Origin of the sequence: Hoylesella loescheii DSM 19665 = JCM 12249 = ATCC 15930, assembly GCF_000378085.1 — a bacterium.
GTDB classification, from domain to species: Bacteria; Bacteroidota; Bacteroidia; order Bacteroidales; family Bacteroidaceae; genus Prevotella; species Prevotella loescheii.
Window position 1 is genome coordinate 54,911 of sequence record NZ_KB899214.1, and the last position, 24,965, is coordinate 79,875.

Here is a 24,965-nt window from a genome sequence, read left to right on the forward strand (position 1 = left end):
ATTTTTTTGCTGCCGTTCTTTTGTTTGTCGCACCCGCATGGCGGGAAATTTGGGCGTTGTTTTCGCTCATAATGCCCTGCCGATACAGTCTAATTACATTTTTTACAAGATGTAACGGGTTGAAAATTTGCGGTATCCAAATAAATAAGTTAAATTTGTAGTCAAATTGGTGTTTTTATGGATGCAAACGAATTCACATTGTCGCTGTTTAGCACACGCCTGCGCCAGCTGCTTCTCCAATACAAAGAATTGGAGAAAAAGAATGCTGAGCTCCAGACGATGGTTGACGAGCGCGATGCCCGAATAAAGGAATTGGACGACAGTTTGCAATCTGTTTGCAAAAGCTACGATAGCTTGAAGATGGCAAAAATGGTCGAAATCACCGACGGCGACATGGAGTCGGCTCAGAAAAGGCTCTCTAAACTCATTAGGGACGTAAACAAGTGTATAACGCTCCTAAGCGAAAATAGCATTGATAATGGCTGAAAATAACAAAGATATCTTTAAGATAACGCTCAATGTCTATAACAGGACGCTGCCTGTTAACTGCACACGCGAAGACGAAGAAAAATATCGTAAAAGCGCGAAGCTTATTACCGACCTCGTGAACTTCTATTCTTCGAAGTATGCGGGGCAAAAAAGCGATATCGATATTCTCTATATGGTGCTCATAGACATTGCCATGCGTTACTTCAACGCTGATGCACGCAACGACGTGGAACCGTTGATGGGCACGCTGAAAGAGCTTGCCACCGAGATAGAAGATGCTTTGGGCATTGAGCCAACATCTGTTTAAGCTGTTTCCCTTTTCCGAGTTTTCTTGCCTTTTGGCTCTTTTAGCCAAGGTGTTCGCCCCCAGAATCACCAAAAGGAAACAGAACAAAAACATTACATAATCAATATAACTCTGTATGATAGAAACGATAATCGCTGCCGCCGTGGCACTTGTTGTAGGGTGCTTTGTTGGCTATCTCCTTTTTAGATATGTCATTAAAGGACAGTATAACGAGATGCTAGAAAACGCTAACAAGGAGGCGGAAGTGCTGAAAGAGAAAAAATTGCTTGAAGTAAAAGAGAAATTTCTCAATAAGAAGAGCGAGTTGGAGAAAGAAGTACAAATTCGCAACCAACGTATTCAGCAAAACGAGAATAAGCTTAAACAACGCGAGATTTCGCTTAACCAACGTCAAGACGAGTTGGCACGCCGTAAACAGGAGGTGGAACAAAGCCAACAGCGCGTAGATAACGAGAAAAAACTGCTGAACATTAAGCAGGAGGAACTCGAAAAGATGCAAAGTCAGGAGCGTATGAAGCTCGAAGAGCTGTCGGGACTAAGTGCTGAAGAGGCTAAAGAACGACTCATCGAGAGTTTGAAAGACGAAGCCAAGACTGATGCAGCTAGCTACATCAATGAGATAATTGACGAGGCGAAGCTCAACGCAAACCAACAGGCCAAGAAGATTGTAATACAAACCATCCAACGTGTGGCTACCGAGACCGCAATAGAAAACTCGGTGAGTGTTTTCCACATCGACAACGACGAGGTAAAAGGTCGTATCATTGGTCGTGAAGGCCGTAATATCCGCGCCTTGGAGGCTGCTACGGGGGTTGAAATCGTTGTAGATGACACGCCCGAGGCCATCGTTATCTCGGCTTTCGATCCCGTTCGTCGCGAGGTTTGCCGTCTTGCCCTTCACCAACTTGTTGCCGATGGCCGTATTCACCCTGCCCGAATAGAAGAAGTAGTGGCAAAGGTGAAGAAGCAGTTGGAGAACGAAATCATCGAGACGGGTAAGCGCACGGCTATCGACTTGGGTATTCATGGCTTGCATCCAGAGCTCATTCGTATTGTCGGTAAAATGAAATACCGCTCTTCTTACGGACAAAACTTGTTGCAGCATGCACGCGAAACGGCTAACCTTTGTGCCGTTATGGCGTCTGAATTGGGACTAAATCCCAAGAAAGCGAAACGTGCCGGTCTGTTGCACGACATTGGTAAGGTGCCCGATGAAGAAAGTGAATTGCCCCATGCTCTATATGGCGCGAAGATTGCAGAGAAGTATAAGGAGAAGCCCGACATCTGTAATGCCATCGGTGCACACCACGATGAAATTGAAATGAACACCTTGTTGGCACCCATTGTGCAAGTGTGCGATGCTATTTCGGGTGCTCGTCCGGGTGCACGTCGTGAGATTGTAGAAGCTTACATCAAGCGTTTGAACGATTTGGAAGCCATCGCCATGAGCTATCCTGGTGTAACCAAGACCTATGCCATACAGGCAGGTAGAGAGTTGCGCGTTATCGTTGGTGCCGATAAGATGGACGATGCCGAGAGCGAGAAGCTAAGTGGCGAGATCGCAACGAAGATTCAAAACGAGATGACTTACCCCGGACAGGTGAAGATTACCGTTATTCGCGAAACGCGTTCAGTGGCATTTGCCAAGTAATTTTTGCCCAACACGGGTGGCTTGTTAAGCCCATATATATAATAAGGTGTGCCTTGTGGCACACCTTATTTTATTTTCCGCGCTTCAGTTATCATGCTGGCGATATGTTGGGCATTGGTAAAATGCACTTTAGCTGACTGACATTGGTTCTGATGTCTTTACCCAAATGTCCTTGGTTAAGCAGCGAAATGTCGACATTAAAAGCAGTTCTCGTCTTTAAAACCTTATCTCCATCCCATGAACATCTTCACCGTTTCGGGGTCGTTATGGTCGAAGAATAGACTCTTGCCAAGGTCTAATGCCTCGATGCGAACCATCTCTTCGGACGTAAGTTCAAAGTCGTAGATGTTGAAGTTTTGTTCCATCCTGTCGCGATTTACCGATTTAGGTATGATGATAACGTCGCGTTGGGTGAGGTATCTCAATGCCACTTGTGCAGCAGATTTGTTGTGATTCTGTCCAATGGCAATGAGTTCGGCATTGGTGAAGAAACCATTTCGCCCTTCAGCAAGCGGTCCCCACGACATGGTAAGCGTTCCAAACTCGTTCATATACTGCTGGGCGCGACGCTGTTGACAAAACACGTGAGTCTCTACTTGGTTCACTGCGGGAACAATCTCAACGTTACTGGCCAAGTCTATAAAGTGATTTGGTTGGAAGTTGCTAACACCTATGGCCCTAAGTTTGCCCTCGCGGTATGCCTCTTCTAAGGCGCGATAAGCCCCGTAATAGTCACAGAAAGGTTGATGTAGCAGCATGAGGTCGATATATTCAGTCTGCAAACTTTTCAAACTATCGTCAATGCTCTGCTTGGCACGTTCGTAGCCAAAGTTGCTAATCCATATTTTGCTCACGATGAATACCTCGCTGCGTGGTATTCCACTTTCTTTCACAGCCTGCCCTACACCCTCTTCGTTGGCGTATGCTTGTGCCGTGTCAACCATTCTGTATCCAACGGCCAAGGCATCGCTAACGCATCGCTTGGCTTCGGCAGGTTCAACCTGATACACTCCATAACCCAATTGGGGCATTTTTACACCATTGTTTAATGTCACTTCTTTCATTTCCGATTTTCCTTTCTTTGGTTCTCTGTTTACAAAGTTACGCTATTCGAACCACATTGTTCTTTTATAAACTCCTAAAAGAGTTTAACTCTTTGTGCACAACCTATTGTATGAAGTACTCCTTATATATATGGTACGCGAGTTTGGGATAATCGTCGCCCCAATCTTTATGCTCTTCCTTTGTTATTCTAATACCACATAGATTGCATAAATATATCACTAGCAATGTGTTTAGCATGCTTTGGTTCTATGCTTAAATTCAATGCAATGCGTACCCTACATCAGGTAGAGCGGCTACAAATGAGCTGTAGTGTGACTACAAGTGGGTTGTAGCGCCACTACGGATAAGCGGTAGTGTGATTACAATTTGTTTGTAGCCGCACTACAAAAGCCCTTGTACGATTCGGTTGACGAGTTTAAAGGGAGTTATGTTTATGTATAGGGTGTATATTTAATAAACAATATCTGTTCAGATGAAGCCTAATAACCTGCTATAGGTAGCTTTTAGAACTTAGCCTTAATGATATTGGTGTAGACAATTAGGGGTGCACGTGCGATTGAAAATTTGTTTGTTGGATGTTATTCTCCTCGTGTTATGATGGAAGTTAGGGCTTGTCGGGCATACCAAAAAAGTAATCGGGAAGCTTCTTGATGTGAAACTTCCCGATTATACATATATGCCTCGATGACGCAAAGATGGGGTTTAGGTGTTAAAACTCACGTTTCGGTCTTCTTCTGCACCCTGTAAATCGCCCAGTGCTTCTCGTACTTCAGCCCTTTCTTTAAACGCATCGGCGTGGAAAGGATTGGCTTCTATCACCTTGTCGTAGAACTCTTGGGCTGCCGCATTATAGCCTTTGGCTTTCTCTACACGCGCTTTCAGCAGCAAGGCATCTTCGTTTCCAGCAACATGTTCAACAAGGAAGTTGGCATCTTCTTCTGCTTCTTCCAAGCTATCCATGGCCAAGAGCGTTTCGCCTCGCAATAGGTAAGCGTCCAGATAGTCGGGTGTTGTGAGTATGGCTTTGGTTAGCATGGCCACGGCATTAACGTTATCACCCTGTCCGATGCAAGCTCGTGCGTAGAGATAATGCACCGTCGGACTGGCCTCATCAATAAGCAAGGCCTTCTCACAGGCATCGGCCATCGCGCCATAGTCGTCCATACGATAGGCCACATCGGCCATACGCATGAAAATCTTAGGGTTGTCGGGTTGTGCTTCGGCCAACTTTTGTAGTTGTTCGTAGGCTTTTAGTGGTTCGTTGGCCATTAGGAAAGCTTGCGAAAGATAGTCGCGCGTTTCCAAATCGTCTTTGTAGTTTAGTGCCTGAGTAAAGCAATTGATTGCGTGATTGGCCTCCCCCAGGTGCAAGGCCTTCACTCCATCGAATTTAAGGATGTCGAAGTTCTTGGCTTCTTCATCTTGTTTTCTCTCTTCTGGGTCTTCGGTTTTCCCACCGAACAAGGCTTTTAGAATATTCATGGCTTTGTTTTCGTTTAGTATTTAGTAAGTGCATGATATGTTTTAGATAGGTTGGTGGGGCGAATTTAGGTGCATTCGCCCCGTTAAATCCTACCTTAATAGTTTTTCAGTTCATCGTAAACGGAACGCGTAAGCACGTCGGTGCGATCCCATCTCGGCCACCGTCCGTTAACCGAACCATAATCTTTGCCCACATCCTTATAGCGTTGAAAGCTAAAGCGAGCGTTGATATAGCCGTCGTCGCCATCTTTGGCCAACACGTAGCAATACATATATTGCAGGTAGCCGATAACTTTTGAGCCATCTTTAACCGTTTCGCTCACCCATCCCTCTTGCGGAATGGTAACGCTGAGAATGCTCGTCCTTGGGTATTTCTTAGCGTACATCTTCTCGCAGGTCTTTCTAAACTTCTCGGCATCTTGGCCGTTGTAGATGTTGAGCGAGTAAATGGGCATGTAGTAAGTGCCGTTTATTTTCACTTCATCACCCTCTCGCCCTTTCTCGTTTATGCCAATAACCTTCTCCAATCGTCTTCCTGCGCGTTGCATAGAGCTTTTCGCCTTTCTAACAATGGTAGAAACCTTTCCGGCCAAGCTTTCGTCTTGATCGTCTCTATTGGTTTGCGCCCATGCTTGTGATGCGGAAAAGAACATCGCCAAGAGTGCGCATATTAACGTTTTCTTCATCTTCATTCTTCTTTTAGTCTGTGCAAAAATAAGGCAAATAGGCTATTTTGCAAAACATTAAGTGGTAAATAATTTAAAAACAGATAGCAAATGGAGCAAATGGCGCTAAGGAAACGCATCGTTTTGCGGCTTGTCTTGAAGAAACTTTGGTATGCTTCAATACTACTTTATCGGTTTACTTTTCACTGGTTTTTGAGTTCTATCTGTCATCTTTTGCTTGATTTCTGCGGTGCATCGTTTAGTGATATACCTTCAAGAAGTAGATTAAAAATGCTCGGCCAGTGCCTTATAATCCTGCGAACATAATGCTTAGTGCCCAACTTAAAAAACGTTTAATGTTTTGTTTTTTGACATTTATCGTTTATCTTTGTTGCATGATGAAGAAACAATTGCTAATAACGATAATATGTTGTACCATCACAGGTACGGTTTTCGCCCAAAAGGAGCGGAAGCAAAACGTGCAGCGCGCATCCGAAAAAAATGTTGCGGTGCAGCCGAAGTTGGCCGACAGCATCGTCGTTGATACGCTGCGTGAGATGGTTACGCCCGTTGTGGTTGCCGAACCAACCGTTGATGTGCCGATGGTTTTGCCTCCTTTAACGCTTGGTGGACAAATAGAGCCGTTGGGTTATCGGCCTTGGATTTGGGCAGGTTGTCATCGATGGGACTTGCATCCAGGATTAAACCTAAGCCTTGGTGCATCTGTTTTCGCACAGTTTGGTAAGCATGCACGGCATGGTGCGGGCTTTATGCAGAACATTTCGGCCATGTACGCCCAGCCATTGGGCAAAAAGTTCACGGTGGCAGTTGGTGGTTATTTTAACAATGTGTTTTGGGGACGCGACAATTATCGCAATGCAGGTTTGCAAGCCATTATGGGTTATCGCTTCAACGAGCATTGGGAAGCTTACCTATATGGACAAAAGAGCTTGGTTAACAACCGACTGATGCCCTATCCGCTTTATGATATGCAGGCGTTGGGCGATAGGGTTGGCGCAGCCGTTAAGTATAACTTCAACCCCTCTTTCAGTGTGCAGGTCTCGGTTGAACAGGTTTGGGGACCGAATATGCCACGTGGATATTACGACACATTTAACGATATAGGGCGTTAAAGGTTGGTTCTGAAAACTCTATGCAGCGTTACAACTCTGCTTAGGTGGGTTTTGGAACTAGGCTAAATGCATTAGCGACATAATAAAAGGGATGGAGGCTAGCAGGCCTTTCATCCCCTTTTTATTTTTCCTGTTGCAGTTCGTTCTATTTCTTTCACAGGAAAATAGGCTTTGGGTTGCCAGTATTTGGGCAATTCCTTTTGGCATATTTGCCTCACAACGGCCATTTCTTCTTCTACGTTTTCAGTCGAAATGGGTACGAATTGCAGGCCAACCACCTCGCCAAACTTCTCGTCCTTACATTTCACTATGCGATAAGGCATTGACAAATGCGGATGAAGGGCGCGTTCAACCTCTTCAATTTGAATTTTAATACCACCGCTAACCAGCACGTTGTCTAGTCTGCCTAGTATGCGGAAAACCACCTTTTGCCCATCGCTACACTGTAAAGCGTCTTCTTCACTGCTTTTTTTCAAGCGCTTAATGGTCGCTATATCGTTGGTTTCCAATCGCTCTTCGCATACGTGTGGGGCATTTATCACCAGACAGCCTTTATCGTTTAGGCTTACTTCTACTCCTGGTAGAGGCGTGTACCATTCGCTGGCCGCTTGCCCATTAAGTCTGCGAAGGGCGATGTGCGATAGCGTTTCGGTCATGCCGTATGTGCTCCAAACGGCATTGGGGAAAGCTTTCAGTTCTTGTTCCATGACTTCGTCGATGGCGCTTCCGCCGATAATGAGGTGCTTTATGCGCATTAACCGCTCGCGTTCGGCAGGAACTTGCAGGCTGTTGTACACTTGAAGAGGCACCATTGCTGCAAAGTCGATGTCGGTTTCAAGGTCTTTCAAGGGGTGACCGTCGGGTTCAACCACAATGAGTTTTAGGTTGGCCACGAGCGAACGCACCACCATCATCTTCCCCGCAATATAGTCTAACGACATGCACAGCAAGGCCGTGTCGCCCGCTTTCAGTCCCAAGTATTGGCAAGTAGCCCTTGCGCTGGCCTCCATTCGGTGTTTTTCCACCCATAGTGGCTTAGGTTTTCCTGTAGAACCACTAGTGTGAACCAGCATGCGCGGTGACTTATCGTTGTTCCATAGTTCTAAGAATTGGGCAAGAACCATAGGCAATCTCCTTTTATTTGTAAGGGCATGGCAATGTTATCGGTAAACAATTGACCCGTGCCGAGCCCTTGTGGCATGTCGATTTGTAGGCCATAGACTTCGGCCGCTAAGTGGGCGATGGCGTTAAGGCCAACGTTGCTTTCCAGCGCACTGGTTATCCACGAACCCATTTGACGACTTTTGGCCAGCGCGACCCATTCTTTTGTGCCATAGATGCCACCATGAAGCGATGGTTTCAGCACCAAATATTGAGGGGCGATGGTGTCGAGCAACTCTTCTTTGGCGTCTAACGTATTTACACCGATAAGTTCTTCGTCGAGCGCGATGGGTAAACGCGACCGCTTACACAATTCGGCTATCTCGCGCCACTGACCTTTGGCGATGGGTTGTTCGATAGAATGAAGGTCAAGTTTAGCCAATTTTTCAAGTTTCGACAATGCTTCGGCAGGAGAAAAAGCCCCATTTGCATCCACCCGAAGTTCTACTTGGTGGGGCGAAAACGTGGCGCGTATGTCTTTAAGCAATTGCAGTTCGCGGTCGAAGTCTATCGCGCCAATCTTCAGTTTCACGCACCTAAAGCCTAGGTTTAGCTTTTCTTCGATGCGTGCAGCCATCTCTTCGAACGTGCCCATCCACACCAAACCATTGATGGGGATACCCATTTTGCCCCGTGCGAAGGCCGTTTGCGAGAGTGCAGCACTGCCGTTGCGTTGCCATTGCCACAAGGCCGCTTCCAATCCGAAGCGTATGGAAGGGTAGGGGCTTAGCTCATCGTGATTGATATTGCCCGTTTCGCAGAATTGTTGGCATGCTTGGCTCAGGCGTTCTTCGTAATTAGGCAGGTCGTCGCAGCTGAGATTGGGTAGCGGAGCACATTCTCCCACACCCACAACGCCAGGCTTTTGTGGCGAAGAGAGCGTAACGAACCACGTCTTTCGGGTAAGGTAAACACCACGTGACGTACCTGCGGGCTGCTTGAAATGCAACGTATGGGGGGCAATATCGATGTGGAACTTCATCCGAACGCTATGGAAGTTTGGGGTATTTCTTAAAGTCAGGTTTCCGTTTTTCAAGGAAAGCCTTGCCACCTTCTTGAGCTTCATCGAGGAAATAGTATAGCATGGTGGCGTCGCCTGCCAGTTCTTGAATACCAGCTTGTCCATCTAGTTCGGCGTTAAGGCCAGCCTTTATCATGCGTAATGCCAGCGGACTGTGTTGCATCATTGTTTCGGCCCAAGCCACGCATTCATCTTCTAGCTTGTCTTGTGGCACCACCTTGTTTACCAACCCCATGCGTTCAGCCTCTTCGGCGTTGTATTGACGACAGAGAAACCAAATCTCGCGCGCCTTTTTCTGTCCCACAATACGCGCCAGATATGATGCTCCGAAGCCCGCATCAAATGAACCTACCTTCGGGCCAGTTTGTCCGAAGATGGCGTTTTCACTGGCAATGGAGAGGTCGCACACAAGATGCAGCACGTGGCCACCACCAATGGCGTAGCCGTTAACCATTGCCACCACAGGCTTAGGCAGTCGTCTAATCTGCATTTGCACGTCAAGCACGTTCAGTCTAGGCACTCCGTCTTCGCCCACATATCCGCCACGGCCCTTCACGTTCATGTCGCCACCTGCGCAAAAAGCCATGTCGCCTGCGCCAGTGAGCAGCACTACACCGATGTTTTGTGCTTCGCGACAGTAGGCGAAGGCCTGACTCATCTCCCACGTGGTGCGTGGAGTGAAGGCGTTTCGGTAGCGCGGACGATTAATTGTTATCTTGGCGATACCTTCATATTCCTCGAATAATATCTCTTTGAAGTCGAAAGCTTCAATGGGTTTCCATTCTCTTTTCATACAATGATATTTGTTTTGGGGTAGGGGTTATTTCTATTGGTGGTGCGTTATTGGATGTATTGTTGTCGCACCGTCCTTTTATTTTAAGTTCACTTCCAGTACGAAGGGGCGTTCTCCATCGTAGTTGATTAGTTCGGTGATACCCGTTTGCAACGCTTCAACGTTGTCTGCAAGTAGATGCTTCGCAGCATTTTGTTGGCAAATGCCTTGTGCCGACGTGTTGTGTTCGGCCGAGACGAAGGTGGTTCGTATGTCGTCGGCGGGCATGCCTTTAACGTGTTGGAATATCTTTCCACCGCCGTTGTTCAGCAATAATATGCGTAGGTTGCCGCGCAGACGGGTGTTCCAGATAGCGTTTTGGTCGTAAAAGAAACTCAAATCGCCAATTACACAATACACATTAGCTTGTGTAGCCAGCGACATACCTGCCGAAGTAGATAGCGAACCCTCAATGCCATTTACGCCACGGTTGCACCAAACATGGTGATGAGCAAACTTATTGGCTAAGCGAACGCTAAGGCTGTTGGCGTAATGCACCTCAAATGGATGGCCGACTTGTTGTAATTGTTGTTCGAAACATTGTACAACGTATGCTTCGGTTAGCGTGGGCGCTAGCTGATTGAGCTGTTTGCGATAAGCGTTGTGTGCCGTTTGCCATAGTTGGCGATAGGCTTTGGTGCGATCTTCGTGCTGCTTTCCGTCGGCTTGTTGCATCATCTGCACCATCAGCGACAGCACTTCGTTGGGTTTGGCTTCAATAATTGCCGTGAGGTGCACAAAGGAGTCAACTACTTCTCCACTTTCATTTGCCAGCCATTGGGGGGCGTTGTGCATCTGTCGCAATAGCGATTTGAGGTTTTTCCCGATGAGATGACCACCCAAATACAGTACGAAATCGGGTATGTAAGGTGCAGTATCTGTGCACGTAGCTAACAATTCGTCGGCGTTTTGCAGTCCGCCGAGATGACTTAAAACCTCTGAAACCACCACCGCTTGTCCTTCCAAGGCCTTCACGAGCGATGCATCGACAGAGCTAGGGTGCATCTGACCCAACACAATCATAGGCTTTTCGGCCTTTCGGAAGTCGGCCATCAGCTCGTTAAGGTCTGCTTCTACAAGGTTATGGGGCGTGTGGCGACTTATCGTTCGCTCGTTGGGCAGGGCGGGAACGTCGTAGCCAAAGAGCGGTTCGGATAAAGGAACGTTGATGTGAACGGGCCCCAAGCCATGATGATTGGTGGCTATGAGTGCCTCGTTTGCCAAGCGGTTGCAATGCCAGCGCTGCGTTTCGTCGGTAGGTTCGTTTAAGGTTACGGCCTTCTTCACAAAGTCGGCAAGGGCGTTTTGTTGGCGAATGGTTTGACCGTCTTGTTGGTCTATCCATGCCAAAGGTCGGTCGGCAGAGATAACTATCAGGGGAACGTGCTGGTAATAGGCCTCGGCCACGGCAGGCAGAAGATTGAGTAAGGCCGACCCCGACGTAACGCAAACGGCCACGGCATCACCATCGAGCAAGGCCATACCTAAGGCATAGAAGCCCGCCGAACGTTCGTCGGTGACGGGATAACAGCTAATGCACCCCGACTTTACCAGATTGTGCACGATGGGCGCATTGCGCGAACCTGGGCAAACCACAGCTCGCCTTACACCGTGAGCCACCAGTAAAGAGGTGAGAATATTGATGTTTTCTTTATTCGAATACATGTTTGTATTTTATCTTCCGCTTTTTCTTCTGATAAATGTATGGATGTGGGTGTCAAAACAATGTGCTATTAACGGCACATTAGTCCCAGCATCGTTTCCATTTTCGCCCTCGTCTCTTCCCATTCTTGTTCTTCGGTGCTGTCTTTAAGCAGCCCACCGCCAGCATACAAGCATGCCTTGTTGGCCGATAGCTGCATACAACGAAGCGAAACGTATAGCTTTGTGCCTTGATTGGCCGAAACAGGACCGCAAAAACCACTATAATACAGTCGGCGATGAGGTTCGTTGGCAATGATGAAACGCCACGCCTCGGCCTTCGGAAGTCCACATACGGCAGGCGTTGGGTGTAGCATTTGCACCAGATCACCCAGTCCGTAGGCATGTTTTAGCGTAAAGGCGAAGTCGCTTCTAAGGTGCACCAGCCCTCCAGCCCTTTGGGTATAAGGTGGTGTTTCTTCGATGTTATCGGCCAAATGCGTAAGACATTGGGCGATGTAATGTGCCACCAGCCGTTGTTCTTCCTTGTTTTTTGCGCTCCATTCCAAGGGTGGGGTGGGGTTGTTCCACATCTCGTCGGGCCATTGCTGTTGCTCGTGGGTAAGTCTCATTGTGCCTGCAAGGGCCATGGTATGCCATCGGTGCGTGTCGTTTTGCACCAGAACTTCGGGCGTGGCCATAAGCCAAGTGCCCGCACGACGCGTGCTAACCAGCGCGATAAACAAGCGTGGGTAGCGTTGGCAGGCTCTCCAAAACAGCTCTTCGGCATTGGGAGCGTATGCGAGGTCTACCTCTTCGGCTCGGCTTAGTACGATTTTAGCAAACTGTCCTTGCGTTAGCTGTTGGTGAAAGCGACGGAAGCTGTCTTGGTAAGAGTGGCTTACCGGCTGTTGGTTGTCGCTTATTGATGTCAGTTTGTCGATTGATGTGTTATGTGCGATGTTCGAAACGTGCGTCTCCACATCGAGTTGTTCCACCTTATCAGGAGCAATCACGAGCAGCGGACAATCGTCGTCGATGGCGAAAGGCGCGAAAACAAAGCCTTCGGCATGGTTCAATGCGCCATAGTTGGGCAAACATTGTGCCTCTCCTTGCACTTGAACGTAACGTGTGGCATGCTTGGCATGCGGTTCGCGAAACAACGCAAAGTCAGTCATCTTTGCGAGCATTAAGCACATAATTTGTTACTTGCACCGAGCAAACCAGCTCGCCCGCTGTATTTCTAATCTCCACCAGCCATTGGTGTAGCGTTCTTCCCTTATGCATTATGCGTGCCGTAGCGGTTACGGTGTCGCCCTCTTCAACAGCGATGAGGTGGCTTCCGCTAACGTTGATGCCCACGCTTATCTTACCAGGACATAGCGTTAGCGAACCAACACCCGCTAGGTTCTCGGCCAAGGCTAGTGATGCGCCCCCGCTAAGGAAACCGAAAGGCTGCCTATTACGCTCGTCTACCTTCATGCGAGCCATGCATGTGTCGGGTTCGGGCGTAGAAATGAATTCCATACCCAATGCCGTAGATAGGTTGGGCAGCTTGTTTATCTTTTCTTTAATGTGTTCGATGTTCATGAAGCTTAACTCTTATGCTAGTGCAAACTTACATAAAAATGCTGTAAAAACGGCATGAAAAGCAGATTATTCTGAGTTTGTAAGCTTGTTGGTTTGTGAGTTTTTGAGATGCAAAGTTGTTGCGTTTGCGAGTTGTTGGTTAGTGTATGATAAAACTCATGAACTCATAATCTGATGAACTCACAAACCTATAAACCAGCGAACACACGAAATAAGAACCTTAAAAACTCAATTTAATTATGGGGCGAGCCTTGTGCAAACGGCTTTTTATTCGTATCTTCGTTTGCGATAAACGAGAATATGTAATGACAGAGCGATTGAATATAGCAGTGGTTGGCGGTGGAGCTGCGGGCTTTTTTGCAGCCATCGCAGCCAAGCAGAACAACCCCAATGCACGTGTAACCATCTTCGAACGAGGCCAAAAGGTGTTGGCCAAGGTGTTGGTAACGGGTGGCGGACGCTGCAACCTTACCAATTCGTTTGCACGGATTGGTGACTTGAAGCAGGCTTATCCACGTGGCGACAAGATGATGAAGCGACTTTTTAACGTGTTCGACCACGACGACACATGGCGATGGTTTGAAGAGCGTGGTGTGAAATTGCTTACGCAGGAAGACGAATGCGTTTTCCCTGTGTCGCAATCGGCACAAAGCGTGGTAGACGCTTTGACGAAAGAAGCCCATAGGTTGGGTGTGGAAGTGCGCACTGGTCATGCTTTAGAGGGATTGAAACCTTTGCCTAACGGCGACTTGCAGTTGGAGTTTAAGTCGCAAAAGTCGCTTACGTTCAACCGGGTGGCTATCACCACGGGCGGTTCTCCACGTGCCGAAGGCTTGCAATATTTAGCCCGTTTAGGTCATGATATTATGTCGCCAGTGCCTTCGCTCTTTACCTTTAATATTGCCGATGCGGCCTTTAAGGCCTTGATGGGTACGGTGGTAGAGGATGTTACGGTGTCTATTGTCGGCACTAAACATAAGGCGTCGGGCCCATTGCTTATCACACATTGGGGCACAAGTGGACCGGCAATACTCAAACTCTCATCCTATGGTGCGCGATATGTGCACGATTGCGGATACCGCTTCCAAATTGCAGTGAATTGGATTGGGCTAACTAACGGCACTTTGGTGGCCGAACACTTGCAGGGCATTGTTGAAGGCAATCGACGGAAGCAGTTGTTGAGCGTGCATCCTTTTGGTTTGCCCTCGCGAATGTGGCTGTATATCTTAGACAAAACAGGACTGGGAGCGGACAAGCGATGGGACGAATTGGGCAAGAAAGGCTTGAACAAGTTGGTGGAAACGCTCACCAACGACCTGTACAACGTTACTGGCAAGGGAGCGTTTCGCGAGGAATTTGTTACTTGCGGAGGTGTTTCGCTCACGAATATAAACCTTAATACGATGGAAAGTAAGGTGTGCAAGAACCTTTTCTTCGCAGGAGAAGTGCTCGATGTAGATGCTATTACGGGTGGGTTTAACCTGCAAGCTGCATGGACGACGGGGTATGTGGCGGGTAAGGCGATGAGTAGCTGAGCTAACGAATAGAACAATAGTCGGTAGGCGAGTTGAAAAGTAGCTGGCTTAAAAGCACTTGTTAGTAGACCTGTTAACGGGTTAACAAGTAGGCGAGCATCATGATTTACGCGAGTTTGGGATAAGAGAAATTCGTTATGCCAGCTGCCACGTAGTGCTAGATGATGAGACAACCATTCGTTTTTTATCTGATCTTGTTCAAAAACGCATCGTATCTTATCCCGAATTCACATAACGTTTGATGCTAGTTTGGCACTATCTAGGCCGTTCATTCCACAACCTATCGTCGCCACCAACTCACCTTTCCACCCTCCAAGCGCCACCTTTCATTCCCCACTCGTTAAGCTCTTGTAGTGAGCTTTTTCAGCTCCCGCCTTGTTGCAGCTAAGATGGAACCCTGTTCCAGATAAGTTGGAACGGGGTTCCAATTCAACTGGAACAGCATTCCAGATAACATGGAACAGCCGTCCAAAATATATTTAACTCGATGGTTAATGTAATCATGCATCATCAGGGCTTAGAAAGCGCATTTTCGAAGCTATGAAAATGCGATCGACGGAATGGTTAATTGGCAAGTTCGAGATAAGATACCATGCCTTTTAAACAAGATTGGAGAGGTGAAGAACTGGTTATCTCGCGGACTGGTACTACACAGTAGTTGGCATAACGAATTTCTCTTATCCCGAACTCGCACATAATCTGTATCCCGAACGATAAGAAAATAGAATGTGATAGCAAAGCCCTGTAAATCAATAGATTGTGGTTTTGCTTCATTACGGCTTTTCGGTACTATTGTTATCTCTCATATATAACGAGATGACATGTGAAATGTAATAACATTACCCCTAAGTGATAGCGTGATGGGGGCTAAATGAATGATATTCAATAGCTTATTTCTTGCTTCACAAAAACACTTTTCTAGAACCGACCTAACTGAATAAAAAGCGGGATGCAGCCTTGTGGTTGCATCCCGTTTGTAAAATAGTCGTCGTTCTAGCTTTTAGTAAGCAAAGAGCGGATAGTCTTTCATCTTTTCGTTTACGCGTTTGCGTACGCTGGCAATTGTTGCCTCGTCGGTGGGGTTGTTAAGAACCTCTTCAATCAATTCGGCAATAAAGCCCATGAGGTCTTCTTTGGCACCGCGGGTAGTAATGGCAGCCGTACCCAGACGGATACCACTTGTTTGGAATGCACTGCGTGTGTCGAAAGGCACCATGTTCTTGTTAACCGTGATGTCGGCAGCAACTAGGGCATTCTCGGCAACCTTACCTGTCAGTTCAGGATACTTGTCGCGGAGGTCAACCAGCATGGAATGGTTGTCCGTTCCACCGCTAACGATGGTGAAACCACGCTTTACAAGCTCTTCGGCTAGCACCTTGGCGTTTTTCTGCACTTGTTTTGCCCACTCCTTAAACTCAGGTTGCAAAGCCTCTTCGAAGGCAACAGCCTTGGCGGCAATGACATGTTCGAGCGGTCCACCTTGTATTCCAGGGAACACAGCCGAGTTAAGCAGCTGGCTCATCATCTTCACTTCGCCCTTCGGAGTTTTCTTTCCCCATGGATTTTCAAAGTCTTTGCCCATAAGAATGATACCTCCACGCGGTCCGCGAAGCGTTTTATGGGTGGTAGAAGTAACAATGTGTGCATATTTCAATGGGTTCTCCAGCAGACCGGCAGCAATCAGACCAGCGGGGTGAGCCATGTCAACCATGAAGATTGCACCCACCTTGTCGGCGATGTCGCGCATGCGTTTGTAGTCCCATTCGCGGCTATAAGCCGAGCCACCACCGATGATAAGCTTTGGCTTGTGTTCCAAAGCGAGGCGCTCCATCTCGTCGTAGTCTACGCGTCCCGTGTCCTTGTTGAGGTTATAACCTACGGGATTGTAGAGAATACCCGACGTGTTTACGAGGCTACCATGGCTAAGGTGTCCACCGTGTGCAAGGTTCAAGCCCATGAAGGTATCGCCAGGGTTGAGGCAAGTAAGCAGCACCGCTTCGTTGGCTTGTGCGCCAGAGTGGGGTTGTACGTTGGCAAACTCGGCTCCGAACAGTTTCTTAATCCGCTCGATAGCTAGGTTTTCCACCTTGTCAACCACTTCGCAGCCACCATAATAGCGCTTTGCAGGTAGGCCTTCGGCATACTTGTTGGTTAGATACGAACCCATAGCTTGCATCACCTGTTCGCTAACGAAGTTCTCGGAGGCAATCAGTTCGATGCCTTTGAGTTGGCGTTGATGCTCTTCTTCAATGAGATTGAAAATTTCCAGGTCTCTTTTCATAGTTGAAATTGTTTGTGTTAGTTATTGATTAAGGCGTGGCGTTTGGAGAACCACACCATTGTTATTATATTAAATGTGTGATAATTGGCTTTTGTGCGTTGGCATTTGGCGTGCAACTTACACCAATTGCGCCTTGTCCATGGCTTGCTCCATATCGCAGTAATGGCATTTCAGCGTTCGGTTGTCTTTGTCTACCACGTTGAAAACCGTTTGCATGGGCTCGTTATTGGTGATGCACTTGGGGTTGTTGCAACGAACAATGCCTTTAAGTTCAGCAGGCGTTTCAACCTTCTTTTTTTCGATAACCTCGTAGTCTTTGATGATGTTGAGCACCACATTAGGGGCTACCACGGAAAGGCGCGAGATCTCTTCGTCGGTGAAAAACCTGTCTGTTACCTTGATGATGCCTTTCTTTCCCATCATCTTCGAGGCATAGTTGTTGCCGATGGAGATAGGTTCGTTAAGCGTTTGCAGTTCTAGCAAGGCCACAACCTGAAAGGTTTTGTCGGCGGGGATGTGGTCGATAACGGTTCCGTTTTTGATGGCGGCCACCAGCCGTTCTTTCTTATTTGCACTCATTTGATGATGGTTTTGTCTTTTTTCACATCTTCTAGCGTAATACCTAGCACGTCGCAAAAGAGCGCTTGACGTGCGTAGAGACCGTTTTGGGCCTGTTGTATGTAATAGGCATGTGGATTATCGTCTACATCGTAGGCTATTTCGTTCACCCTTGGCAATGGATGTAAGATGCGCATGTTAGCTTTTACGTTGCCCAACATGTCGTTTTTCAGAATGTAGACATCTTTTACGCGTTCGTACTCCATCAGATCTGAGAAGCGTTCTTTTTGCACACGTGTCATATATATAATGTCGGCGTCGGCTATAACCTTTTCGTTGAATGCCGTATGCTCTTGAAACTTGATGCCATGGTTTTTACAATAGAGCTTATACTCATTGGGCATGGCTAGCTCTTTGGGTGCGATGAAGTGGAAAGTGGGGTTGAAATGGCGCATGGCCATGATGAGCGAGTGCACCGTTCGTCCGTATTTGAGGTCGCCCACGAGGTAAATATTGAGGTTTTCGAGCGTTCCTTGCGTCTTATATATGGAGTAAAGGTCGAGCATGCACTGTGAAGGATGCATGTGTGCACCATCTCCTGCGTTGATAATAGGCACAGGTGATACCTCGCTGGCATACTGAGCAGCACCTTCGATGTAATGGCGCATCACGATAACGTCGGCATAATTGGCCACCATCAGAATGGTATCTTTGAGCGTTTCGCCCTTAGACACGCTGGTGGCTTTGGCATCCGAGAAGCCGATGATGCGCGCACCGAGCCTGTTAGCTGCCGTTTCGAAGCTTAACCGGGTGCGTGTGGAGGGCTCGAAGAAAAGACTAGCGATGACTTTTCCTTTGAGCAGCTCGCGGTTAGGATGTTTCTCAAACTCTTGCGACAGGTCGATGAGATATTGTATTTTCTCTTTCGAGAGGTCTGCAATTGTCACAAAATCACGTTGTTTCATCTGCATTGACATTAGAACGTTCTCTATTTTGCATGCTAAGATAAGTATAATTTTTCTTATTTGAATGTATAATAGGGAGAAAAATTGTATTTTTGCAGTAATTTTATAATTCAGACATTGATGAGAAAGAGGTTCATACATATTTTATGGGGCATGCTAGTTCTTGGCGTGCTTTCTACCGTGTTGGCTTTCGTAGCCATCTGGTACGGCTGGATAGGCTACATGCCACCCATATCCGAATTGCAAAACCCCATCAACCGCTTTGCTACACAGGTGTATTCGGCCGATGGAAAGGTGATTGGAACATGGAACGAGAATCGTGAAAACCGCGTATGCATCCCGTATAACACCCTTTCGCCGCACTTGGTTCATGCCTTGGTAGCCACCGAGGACATCCGTTTCTACGACCATTCGGGCATCGACTTCTTCGCCCTTGGTCGTGCTTTCATTAAGAGAGGACTATTGGGGCGTGCCAGCGCAGGTGGTGGAAGTACCATCACACAGCAGTTGGCTAAGCAGCTTTATTCGGAAAAGGCCCATTCAACGCTTGAACGCTTGCTGCAAAAGCCCATCGAATGGGTTATCGCGGTGAAGTTAGAGCGCCATTACACTAAGGAAGAGATTATCGCCCTCTATCTTAATTATTTCGACTTCTTACATAATGCTGTGGGAATAAAGACCGCTGCCAATACCTATTTTAATAAGGAGCCCAAAGATCTTAACGTTACCGAGGCCGCAACGCTTATCGGACTGTGCAAGAATCCATCGTTTTTCAACCCTGTACGTTATCCCGATAGGAGCAAGGAACGTCGCAACGTGGTACTGGCACAGATGGTTAAGGCAGGTTATTTGTCGGATGCCGAGTGTAGTCAGTATGCTGAAGAACCACTAGCGTTGAACTTCCACCGCACTGATCATAAGGATGGCACGGCCACTTACTTTCGTGAGTTCCTTCGTCAATACCTTATGGCAAAACGACCAGATAAGAGCAACTATCCCGAATGGAACAAATCGCAATATGTTTACGACTCCATTGCTTGGGTTAACGACCCTCTTTACGGATGGTGTAACAAAAATACGAAGAAGAATGGTGAGCCCTACAACATCTATACCGATGGTTTGAAGGTGTACACGTCTATCGACAGTCGTATGCAACAGTATGCCGAGGATGCCGTTTACAGGCATTTGGCCCGTTTTTTACAGCCTGCTTTCTCCAAAGAGAACCGTATGAAGCCCAATGCGCCCTTTACCAACCAGCTCACAGCAGCCCAAGTGCGCTCCATTTTGAACCGTTCGATAACCCAAAGTGACCGTTATCGCAACATGAAAGCGGCTGGATACTCGGAAGAAGAAATACGCAAGGCCTTCAGGACACCAACCGACATGGCCGTGTTTACCTACCATGGCGACATAGATACTGTGATGACGCCGCTGGATAGTATCCGTTACTACAAGTCGTTCTTGCGAACAGGCTTCGTGAGCATGGATCCTAAGAACGGATTGGTAAAGGCTTACGTTGGCGGAATGGACTTTACGCACTTTCAATACGACATGGCGACCGAGGGACGCAGGCAAGTTGGCTCTACAATCAAGCCTTTCCTCTACTCGTTAGCCATGGAAAACGGATTCTCACCTTGTGATGAGGCCCCCAATGTGCAACAAACCTACACCGTGGCAGGTAGAAATTGGACGCCACGAAACACTAGTCGCAGTCGATATGGTCAGATGGTGACCCTGAAATGGGGCTTGGCACAATCTAACAACTGGATTTCTGCCTATCTGATGAGTAAGTTAAACCCTCAGCAATTTGTGGGTTTGCTGCGCAGTTATGGGTTTTACAACCCTGATATATACCCTTCGTTGGCTCTGGCTCTTGGTCCTTGCGAGGCCAGTGTGTGCGAGATGGTGAGCGCCTATACCGTTTTTGCCAACCATGGTATCAGATGTGCACCCATGTTCGTTACCAAGATAGAAGACAACGAGGGAAATGTTATCGCCTCGTTCCAGCCTCGCATGAACGAAGTGATAAGCGAAGCCAGTGCAAACAAGATGCTCGTGGAACTGCAGGCTGTGGTGAACGAAGGTACGGCACGGCGATTGCGCTTCAAATATAACTTTAAAGGCGAGATTGGAGGTAAGACAGGTACCACCAATCGCAACTCTGATGCGTGGTTTATGGGCTTTACCCCCGAACTCGTAAGCGGCTGTTGGGTGGGCGGAGAAGACCGCGACATACACTTCGACTCAATGAGTATGGGACAGGGAGCCACCATGGCGTTACCCATCTGGGCCTATTTCATGCAGAAGGTGTTTGCCGACCATCGCTTGGGCTATACTCAAAGCGCAACGTTTGCTATTCCCAATGGCTTCGATCCTTGTGCTAAAGACGAGGGCGGAATGGGTGAATATGGTATTGATGAGGTGTACGAATAAGCGCCAGAGTGCGAAAGTACCCCTTCACAGGCAAAGTTCTGCACATGCAATGACCATAGTTCTGCCGATGGTGAGGTATGTAACAAGCCCAACTTAATCCTAATAAATAATGTATAACACAATGAAGAGATTTCTATTCGGGCTGTGCCTTGCTGCCATGCCTGTAACGATGATGGCACAACAGGTGCGTAAAATGTGGGTGAACATGCCTACTTCGATTGCCGGTTCGCTTGAGAAAAGCACCAGGCAGGAACTTCTTGACTTGAAGGAAATGAAGAAAAAGGCGGTTATTAGCGGTCCGCTAGGCGAAGAATGCAGCATCGACACGTTAACGGCAGATTACCTTTCGGCCCGTCTGAGCGATGTCTCTACACTGCAAATGAAGATGTTGCCCACATCCTCGGGTGACTCTTTGCTCTGCTTGGTGCATACCTATGCCGGACCATTACCCGAGAGTAGCATCTCGTTTTACACACCCGATTGGAAGGCTTTACCCATGCCCTCAATGCATTTGGATGTAGATTTGCAACGCCCCGATACGATGACGCAAGACGACTTCAGTAAGTTGCAAGCCCTATTTGACCCAAAATTGATATCTTTCACGCTTTCTCCGTCTAACAAAGATCTTGTTGTGGCACTTTCGCCTGTGATAATTAGCGAAGAGGAAAAGGCGCATGTAAAAGCGTTAATATTGCAAAGGAAACTTAATTGGAATGGTAAAACATTTAATTAATGTTATACAGATAAATCTTTTACCAACGAACACTTGCAAAATAAAATAATTATCGTACCTTTGTAACGTGTTTTTCATGGTATTAGATTATTAAGGTTAAGAAAGATTGGTTGTCGTGAGACAATCAATTTTTTTTGTATTTATGCGAAGAAGGTTTGCCTCTGTATTTTGTGCAACTATTCGTTAATAATTCACAACAGCCGTTGTTGGTTCAAAAGTTTTATTCCGTGTTTGTTCCATACACCTTCTCCTATCTCCTCCCCACACTTCCTTTTATGCTATTTTGTGGTTGATAATTTCTATCATCCCATTTTCCTGAAACCACATTTGTATGCTTGTGCGTTCGTATATATTTTGTGTATGTCCTTAGCTGTTGGTTATGTGCTTCTTGCGTATTGACGAAAAAATGGTTGTTTTACTTGTGCATACCTATAATTTGAAGTAACTTTGCATGGCTTAGTGCGTACATTGGGAGATAGGTATAAGGTTTATTTTGCCCATGTGTGTGCTTAAAGCAGCAGGATTTAAATATAAAAGATACAATGGTTTCAAATAAGAAAAGGAGATGGCATTGCCTGCCTGGGCAAGAACCAACCGACTTGGACAAGCAAGTTATGTATTGGGAGAACAAGGGAAAGTTGGTGCCAACTCGTGACTTGATAAAAACACCTGAACAAATTGAGGGCATTAGGCGCAGCGGTGTGGTAAATACGGGCGTGCTAGATGAGGTGGCCAAGCATATACATGCAGGCATGACCACCTTAGAAATAGACAAGATTTGCTACGACTACTGCACCAGTCATGGCGCAATACCCGCTTGTCTCAACTACGAAGGCTTTCCTAAGAGCGTGTGTACAAGCATCAATGAGGTGGTTTGTCACGGCATTCCCAAGAAAGAAGATGTGCTGAAAGAGGGTGATATCATTAATGTAGACTTCACAACCATACTTGATGGCTACTATGCAGACGCTTCACGCATGTTCATTATTGGCAAAACATCGCCCGAGAAAGAACAACTTGTGCGCGTTGCAAAGGAATGTTTGGAGATTGGTGCAGAAGCAGCCAAGCCTTACGGCTTTGTGGGCGACATCGGACATGCCATTTCCAAGCACGCAGAGAAACATCATTATGGTGTGGTTCGCGACTTGTGCGGGCATGGAGTTGGGTTGAAGTTCCACGAAGAACCAGAGGTGGCGCACTTCGGACACCGTGGTCAGGGCATGTTGCTTGTTCCAGGCATGGTGTTTACTATCGAACCCATGATTAATATGGGAACGTGGAAGGTGTTTATCGATGCCGACGACGAGTATGGATGGGAAGTGATAACAGGCGACGAACTGCCTAGCGCGCAGTGGGAGCATACCTTCTTGATGACCGAACACGGCGTAGAGATATTGACAAGGTAAACAAAGACGGATGAAAAACGATAAAGATATATATATATTAGGTATCGAGAGCAGTTGCGACGACACGTCGGCGGCTGTGCTTCGCAATGATGTGCTGTTAAGCAACGTCACCTCTTCGCAAGCCGTTCACCAAAGTTATGGTGGCGTTGTGCCTGAATTGGCTTCGCGAGCGCACCAGCAGAATATCGTACCAGTTGTAGATCAAGCCCTAAAAAAAGCAGGTATTGAGAAAGAACAACTATCGGCCGTTGCGTTCACACGCGGTCCGGGGCTGATGGGTTCGTTGCTTGTTGGCGTTAGTTTCGCCAAGGGTTTCGCGCGTGCCTTGGGCATTCCGTTGGTTGATGTAAACCATTTGCAGGGGCATGTATTGGCCCATTTCATTCAAGAACCCGACGGGCAGAATGCCATTCCGCCATTCCCCTTCCTCTGTTTGCTGGTTAGTGGCGGCAATTCGCAAATCGTAAAGGTGAATGCTTACAATGATATAGAGGTGTTGGGGCAGACCATCGACGACGCCGCAGGCGAGGCTATCGACAAGTGTTCGAAAGTGATGGGACTGGGATATCCTGGTGGCCCCATCATCGATAAGCTTGCTAGGCAGGGCAATCCCGCTGCATTTAAGTTCTCCGAACCCAACATCCCTGGCTTAGATTACAGCTTCTCGGGGTTGAAAACCTCGTTCTTGTACAGCTTGCAAAAATGGATTAAAGACGATCCGAACTTCATCGAGAATAACAAGGAAGACCTGGCGGCAAGCTTGGAATTTACCATTGTAGACATATTGATGAGGAAATTGCGACTAGCCGTGAAGCAAACAGGCATTACCCACGTGGCAGTGGCAGGTGGCGTGTCGGCAAACAGCGGACTGCGTAACGCTTTCCACGAGGCAGCAGAGAAGCAAGGGTGGACCATCTACATACCTAAGTTTAGCTATACCACCGATAATGCTGCCATGATTGGTATCACAGGATATTTTAAATACCTAGATAAGGTGTTTTGCTCGATAGACAAACCCGCTTTCTCGAAGGTCACTTTCGAGTAAGCATAAACATATAAATGGAATGGAACTAGAAACAAAAGTGCTTAGCAGAGAACTGCAACAACGCATGTATGATAATGGCTTGACCATTGGAACTGCCGAAAGCTGCACTGGCGGTAGAGTGGCAGAGGCCATCATTGCCACGCCAGGCGCATCGAAATATTTCAAGGGTGGCGTGATATGTTATAGCAACGAGGTGAAAGAGAACCTTTTGGGCGTAAGCGCACAGGTGCTGGCAGAGAAGTCGGCAGTGAGTGAAGAGGTGGCTATACAGATGGTTAAGGGTGCGTGCGAGACACTGAAAACCGACTATACTGTGGCGGTTACGGGTTACGCAGGTCCTGTTGCGGGCGAAAACGACGGTGTACCCGTGGGCACGATATGGGTTGCTTGCGGTACCAGGGATAATACCTTAACCCTTAAATTAAACGAAGACTTCGGGCGCGATATCAACTTGGCCATCGCCACGAACCGTGCCTTGCGTCTGATGCTCGACTTCTTGGAGCAGGAAAAGGGCGCAGAGACGGAGTAATTAGCATAATGGCGTAGGCCGTTAGAAGTCTGGCAGATGGGCAATCTCCATGTTTGGATTGTTCTAAATGCACCTTCTTGCGGGCCCTAGATAAGCGAGGCGAACACCAATTACATCTTGTTACGGCCAATGGCAGAGATAAGTTGCGGTGTTCGCTTCGCTTTGTTTAGTATATGGAAGATACATAGTTGTGTGCCTTTAACCCCAATCTGTCATTATACCTCTTATCTATCATTTTATATTGATTACGCGGGTTCAGGATAAAACACAATTGTTATGCCTTTTGTCGTGTAGCACTAGTTGGCGAGAAAGCCATTTCTTTACCTGTCCAATCTTGTTCTGATGGCATGGTCTCTTGTCCCGAACTCGCCAATCAACCCTTCCGTCGTTCGCATTTTCATAGTTCCGAGAATGCGCTTTATAAGCCCAGATTATGCATTATT

At 47.3% G+C, this 24,965-nt stretch carries 22 protein-coding genes; 10 read left to right on the top strand and 12 right to left on the bottom strand.

Annotation, left to right across the window (positions count from 1 at the left end; translation table 11 throughout):
- Positions 1-177: 177 nt before the first annotated feature.
- From F453_RS0106445 to rny, 3 genes are all read left to right on the top strand, one after another.
- Entirely contained in the window at positions 178-486 is a 309-nt protein-coding gene (locus tag F453_RS0106445; RefSeq protein WP_009235881.1) for a coiled-coil domain-containing protein, read from the top strand.
- Positions 479-796, top strand: coding sequence for a cell division protein ZapA (locus F453_RS0106450; protein WP_009235880.1), 318 nt, complete (start codon positions 479-481; stop codon positions 794-796). Before F453_RS0106445 ends, F453_RS0106450 begins: the two co-directional genes overlap by 8 nt.
- Before the next feature lie 115 nt (positions 797-911).
- On the top strand, positions 912-2,447 hold the full coding sequence (gene rny / locus F453_RS0106455; RefSeq protein ID WP_018967288.1) for a ribonuclease Y: 1,536 nt from the start codon (positions 912-914) through the stop codon (positions 2,445-2,447).
- Positions 2,448-2,671: 224 nt separating this feature from the next.
- On the opposite strand, the gene F453_RS0106460 is transcribed toward rny, so the two are convergent.
- The 3 genes from F453_RS0106460 to F453_RS0106475 form a co-directional block, all read right to left on the bottom strand.
- Positions 2,672-3,511, bottom strand: a complete 840-nt coding sequence (locus F453_RS0106460) for an aldo/keto reductase (RefSeq protein WP_018967289.1) — start codon at positions 3,509-3,511, stop codon at positions 2,672-2,674.
- Positions 3,512-4,214: 703 nt separating this feature from the next.
- Entirely contained in the window at positions 4,215-4,994 is a 780-nt protein-coding gene (locus F453_RS0106470; protein WP_018967290.1) for a tetratricopeptide repeat protein, read from the bottom strand.
- 95 nt (positions 4,995-5,089) lie between these two features.
- On the bottom strand, positions 5,090-5,686 hold the full coding sequence (locus F453_RS0106475; protein ID WP_009235874.1) for a hypothetical protein: 597 nt from the start codon (positions 5,684-5,686) through the stop codon (positions 5,090-5,092).
- 368 nt (positions 5,687-6,054) lie between these two features.
- On the opposite strand from F453_RS0106475, the gene F453_RS0106480 reads away from it, so the two are divergent.
- The gene (locus tag F453_RS0106480; protein WP_018967291.1) at positions 6,055-6,792 is read left to right on the top strand and encodes a hypothetical protein; all 738 of its coding nucleotides are present in this window, start codon (positions 6,055-6,057) and stop codon (positions 6,790-6,792) included.
- A gap of 110 nt (positions 6,793-6,902) precedes the next feature.
- Here F453_RS0106480 and F453_RS0106485 read toward each other — a convergent pair whose 3' ends face one another.
- The 6 genes from F453_RS0106485 to F453_RS0106510 form a co-directional block, all read right to left on the bottom strand.
- Positions 6,903-7,916 carry an AMP-binding protein gene (locus F453_RS0106485; RefSeq protein ID WP_018967292.1) on the bottom strand — a complete coding sequence of 338 codons (1,014 nt, stop codon included), beginning with the start codon at positions 7,914-7,916 and terminating at the stop codon, positions 6,903-6,905.
- Positions 7,895-8,935 carry an o-succinylbenzoate synthase gene (locus F453_RS0106490; protein ID WP_018967293.1) on the bottom strand — a complete coding sequence of 347 codons (1,041 nt, stop codon included), beginning with the start codon at positions 8,933-8,935 and terminating at the stop codon, positions 7,895-7,897. The genes F453_RS0106485 and F453_RS0106490 overlap by 22 nt, the downstream gene beginning before the upstream one ends.
- A 7-nt stretch (positions 8,936-8,942) precedes the next feature.
- Positions 8,943-9,767, bottom strand: a complete 825-nt coding sequence (menB, locus tag F453_RS0106495) for a 1,4-dihydroxy-2-naphthoyl-CoA synthase (RefSeq protein ID WP_009235870.1) — start codon at positions 9,765-9,767, stop codon at positions 8,943-8,945.
- 78 nt (positions 9,768-9,845) lie between these two features.
- Positions 9,846-11,471, bottom strand: a complete 1,626-nt coding sequence (gene menD / locus F453_RS0106500) for a 2-succinyl-5-enolpyruvyl-6-hydroxy-3-cyclohexene-1-carboxylic-acid synthase (protein WP_018967294.1) — start codon at positions 11,469-11,471, stop codon at positions 9,846-9,848.
- A 68-nt stretch (positions 11,472-11,539) separates the two neighbouring features.
- Positions 11,540-12,625, bottom strand: a complete 1,086-nt coding sequence (locus F453_RS0106505; protein WP_026292491.1) for an isochorismate synthase — start codon at positions 12,623-12,625, stop codon at positions 11,540-11,542.
- Entirely contained in the window at positions 12,618-13,037 is a 420-nt protein-coding gene (locus F453_RS0106510; protein ID WP_009235867.1) for a PaaI family thioesterase, read from the bottom strand. The genes F453_RS0106505 and F453_RS0106510 overlap by 8 nt, the downstream gene beginning before the upstream one ends.
- Positions 13,038-13,342: 305 nt before the next feature.
- On the opposite strand from F453_RS0106510, the gene F453_RS0106515 reads away from it, so the two are divergent.
- Positions 13,343-14,572 carry a BaiN/RdsA family NAD(P)/FAD-dependent oxidoreductase gene (locus F453_RS0106515; protein ID WP_018967296.1) on the top strand — a complete coding sequence of 410 codons (1,230 nt, stop codon included), beginning with the start codon at positions 13,343-13,345 and terminating at the stop codon, positions 14,570-14,572.
- A 1,000-nt stretch (positions 14,573-15,572) separates the two neighbouring features.
- Here F453_RS0106515 and glyA read toward each other — a convergent pair.
- The 3 genes from glyA to pyrB all read right to left on the bottom strand — a co-directional run bounded on the left by glyA (position 15,573) and on the right by pyrB (position 18,376).
- Positions 15,573-16,853 (bottom strand): serine hydroxymethyltransferase, encoded by a 1,281-nt coding sequence (gene glyA, locus F453_RS0106520; RefSeq protein WP_009235864.1) that lies wholly within the window; start codon positions 16,851-16,853, stop codon positions 15,573-15,575.
- Positions 16,854-16,970: 117 nt separating this feature from the next.
- Complete coding sequence (gene pyrI / locus F453_RS0106525) at positions 16,971-17,432, bottom strand: aspartate carbamoyltransferase regulatory subunit (RefSeq protein WP_009235863.1); 462 nt, start codon at positions 17,430-17,432, stop codon at positions 16,971-16,973.
- Positions 17,429-18,376 (bottom strand): aspartate carbamoyltransferase, encoded by a 948-nt coding sequence (gene pyrB / locus F453_RS0106530; protein ID WP_026292493.1) that lies wholly within the window; start codon positions 18,374-18,376, stop codon positions 17,429-17,431. Before pyrB ends, pyrI begins: the two co-directional genes overlap by 4 nt.
- Positions 18,377-18,496: 120 nt before the next feature.
- On the opposite strand from pyrB, the gene F453_RS0106535 reads away from it, so the two are divergent.
- The 5 genes from F453_RS0106535 (at position 18,497) to F453_RS0106555 (ending at position 24,522) form a co-directional block, all read left to right on the top strand.
- Complete coding sequence (locus F453_RS0106535; RefSeq protein WP_018967298.1) at positions 18,497-20,809, top strand: transglycosylase domain-containing protein; 2,313 nt, start codon at positions 18,497-18,499, stop codon at positions 20,807-20,809.
- 121 nt (positions 20,810-20,930) lie between these two features.
- Positions 20,931-21,542, top strand: coding sequence for a DUF3256 family protein (locus F453_RS0106540; RefSeq protein ID WP_234398504.1), 612 nt, complete (start codon positions 20,931-20,933; stop codon positions 21,540-21,542).
- 542 nt (positions 21,543-22,084) lie between these two features.
- A complete protein-coding gene (gene map / locus F453_RS0106545; protein WP_018967300.1) occupies positions 22,085-22,948 on the top strand; it encodes a type I methionyl aminopeptidase in 864 nt (287 codons plus the stop codon).
- A gap of 10 nt (positions 22,949-22,958) precedes the next feature.
- Complete coding sequence (tsaD, locus tag F453_RS0106550) at positions 22,959-23,993, top strand: tRNA (adenosine(37)-N6)-threonylcarbamoyltransferase complex transferase subunit TsaD (protein WP_018967301.1); 1,035 nt, start codon at positions 22,959-22,961, stop codon at positions 23,991-23,993.
- Between the two features lie 19 nt (positions 23,994-24,012).
- Positions 24,013-24,522, top strand: coding sequence for a CinA family protein (locus F453_RS0106555; protein WP_009235857.1), 510 nt, complete (start codon positions 24,013-24,015; stop codon positions 24,520-24,522).
- Positions 24,523-24,965: the final 443 nt, after the last annotated feature.

Excerpts from the sequence above, each read along its gene's own strand:
- F453_RS0106445 (WP_009235881.1), top strand. The coding sequence starts at position 178 with ATGGATGCAAACGAATTCACATTGTCGCTGTTTAGCACACGCCTGCGC.
- F453_RS0106450 (WP_009235880.1), top strand. The coding sequence starts at position 479 with ATGGCTGAAAATAACAAAGATATCTTTAAGATAACGCTCAATGTCTAT.
- rny (WP_018967288.1), top strand. The coding sequence starts at position 912 with ATGATAGAAACGATAATCGCTGCCGCCGTGGCACTTGTTGTAGGGTGC.
- F453_RS0106460 (WP_018967289.1), bottom strand. The coding sequence starts at position 3,511 with ATGAAAGAAGTGACATTAAACAATGGTGTAAAAATGCCCCAATTGGGT.
- F453_RS0106470 (WP_018967290.1), bottom strand. The coding sequence starts at position 4,994 with ATGAATATTCTAAAAGCCTTGTTCGGTGGGAAAACCGAAGACCCAGAA.
- F453_RS0106475 (WP_009235874.1), bottom strand. The coding sequence starts at position 5,686 with ATGAAGATGAAGAAAACGTTAATATGCGCACTCTTGGCGATGTTCTTT.
- F453_RS0106480 (WP_018967291.1), top strand. The coding sequence starts at position 6,055 with ATGATGAAGAAACAATTGCTAATAACGATAATATGTTGTACCATCACA.
- F453_RS0106485 (WP_018967292.1), bottom strand. The coding sequence starts at position 7,916 with ATGGTTCTTGCCCAATTCTTAGAACTATGGAACAACGATAAGTCACCG.
- F453_RS0106490 (WP_018967293.1), bottom strand. The coding sequence starts at position 8,935 with ATGAAGTTCCACATCGATATTGCCCCCCATACGTTGCATTTCAAGCAG.
- menB (WP_009235870.1), bottom strand. The coding sequence starts at position 9,767 with ATGAAAAGAGAATGGAAACCCATTGAAGCTTTCGACTTCAAAGAGATA.
- menD (WP_018967294.1), bottom strand. The coding sequence starts at position 11,471 with ATGTATTCGAATAAAGAAAACATCAATATTCTCACCTCTTTACTGGTG.
- F453_RS0106505 (WP_026292491.1), bottom strand. The coding sequence starts at position 12,625 with ATGACTGACTTTGCGTTGTTTCGCGAACCGCATGCCAAGCATGCCACA.
- F453_RS0106510 (WP_009235867.1), bottom strand. The coding sequence starts at position 13,037 with ATGAACATCGAACACATTAAAGAAAAGATAAACAAGCTGCCCAACCTA.
- F453_RS0106515 (WP_018967296.1), top strand. The coding sequence starts at position 13,343 with ATGACAGAGCGATTGAATATAGCAGTGGTTGGCGGTGGAGCTGCGGGC.
- glyA (WP_009235864.1), bottom strand. The coding sequence starts at position 16,853 with ATGAAAAGAGACCTGGAAATTTTCAATCTCATTGAAGAAGAGCATCAA.
- pyrI (WP_009235863.1), bottom strand. The coding sequence starts at position 17,432 with ATGAGTGCAAATAAGAAAGAACGGCTGGTGGCCGCCATCAAAAACGGA.
- pyrB (WP_026292493.1), bottom strand. The coding sequence starts at position 18,376 with ATGAAACAACGTGATTTTGTGACAATTGCAGACCTCTCGAAAGAGAAA.
- F453_RS0106535 (WP_018967298.1), top strand. The coding sequence starts at position 18,497 with ATGAGAAAGAGGTTCATACATATTTTATGGGGCATGCTAGTTCTTGGC.
- F453_RS0106540 (WP_234398504.1), top strand. The coding sequence starts at position 20,931 with ATGAAGAGATTTCTATTCGGGCTGTGCCTTGCTGCCATGCCTGTAACG.
- map (WP_018967300.1), top strand. The coding sequence starts at position 22,085 with ATGGTTTCAAATAAGAAAAGGAGATGGCATTGCCTGCCTGGGCAAGAA.
- tsaD (WP_018967301.1), top strand. The coding sequence starts at position 22,959 with ATGAAAAACGATAAAGATATATATATATTAGGTATCGAGAGCAGTTGC.
- F453_RS0106555 (WP_009235857.1), top strand. The coding sequence starts at position 24,013 with ATGGAACTAGAAACAAAAGTGCTTAGCAGAGAACTGCAACAACGCATG.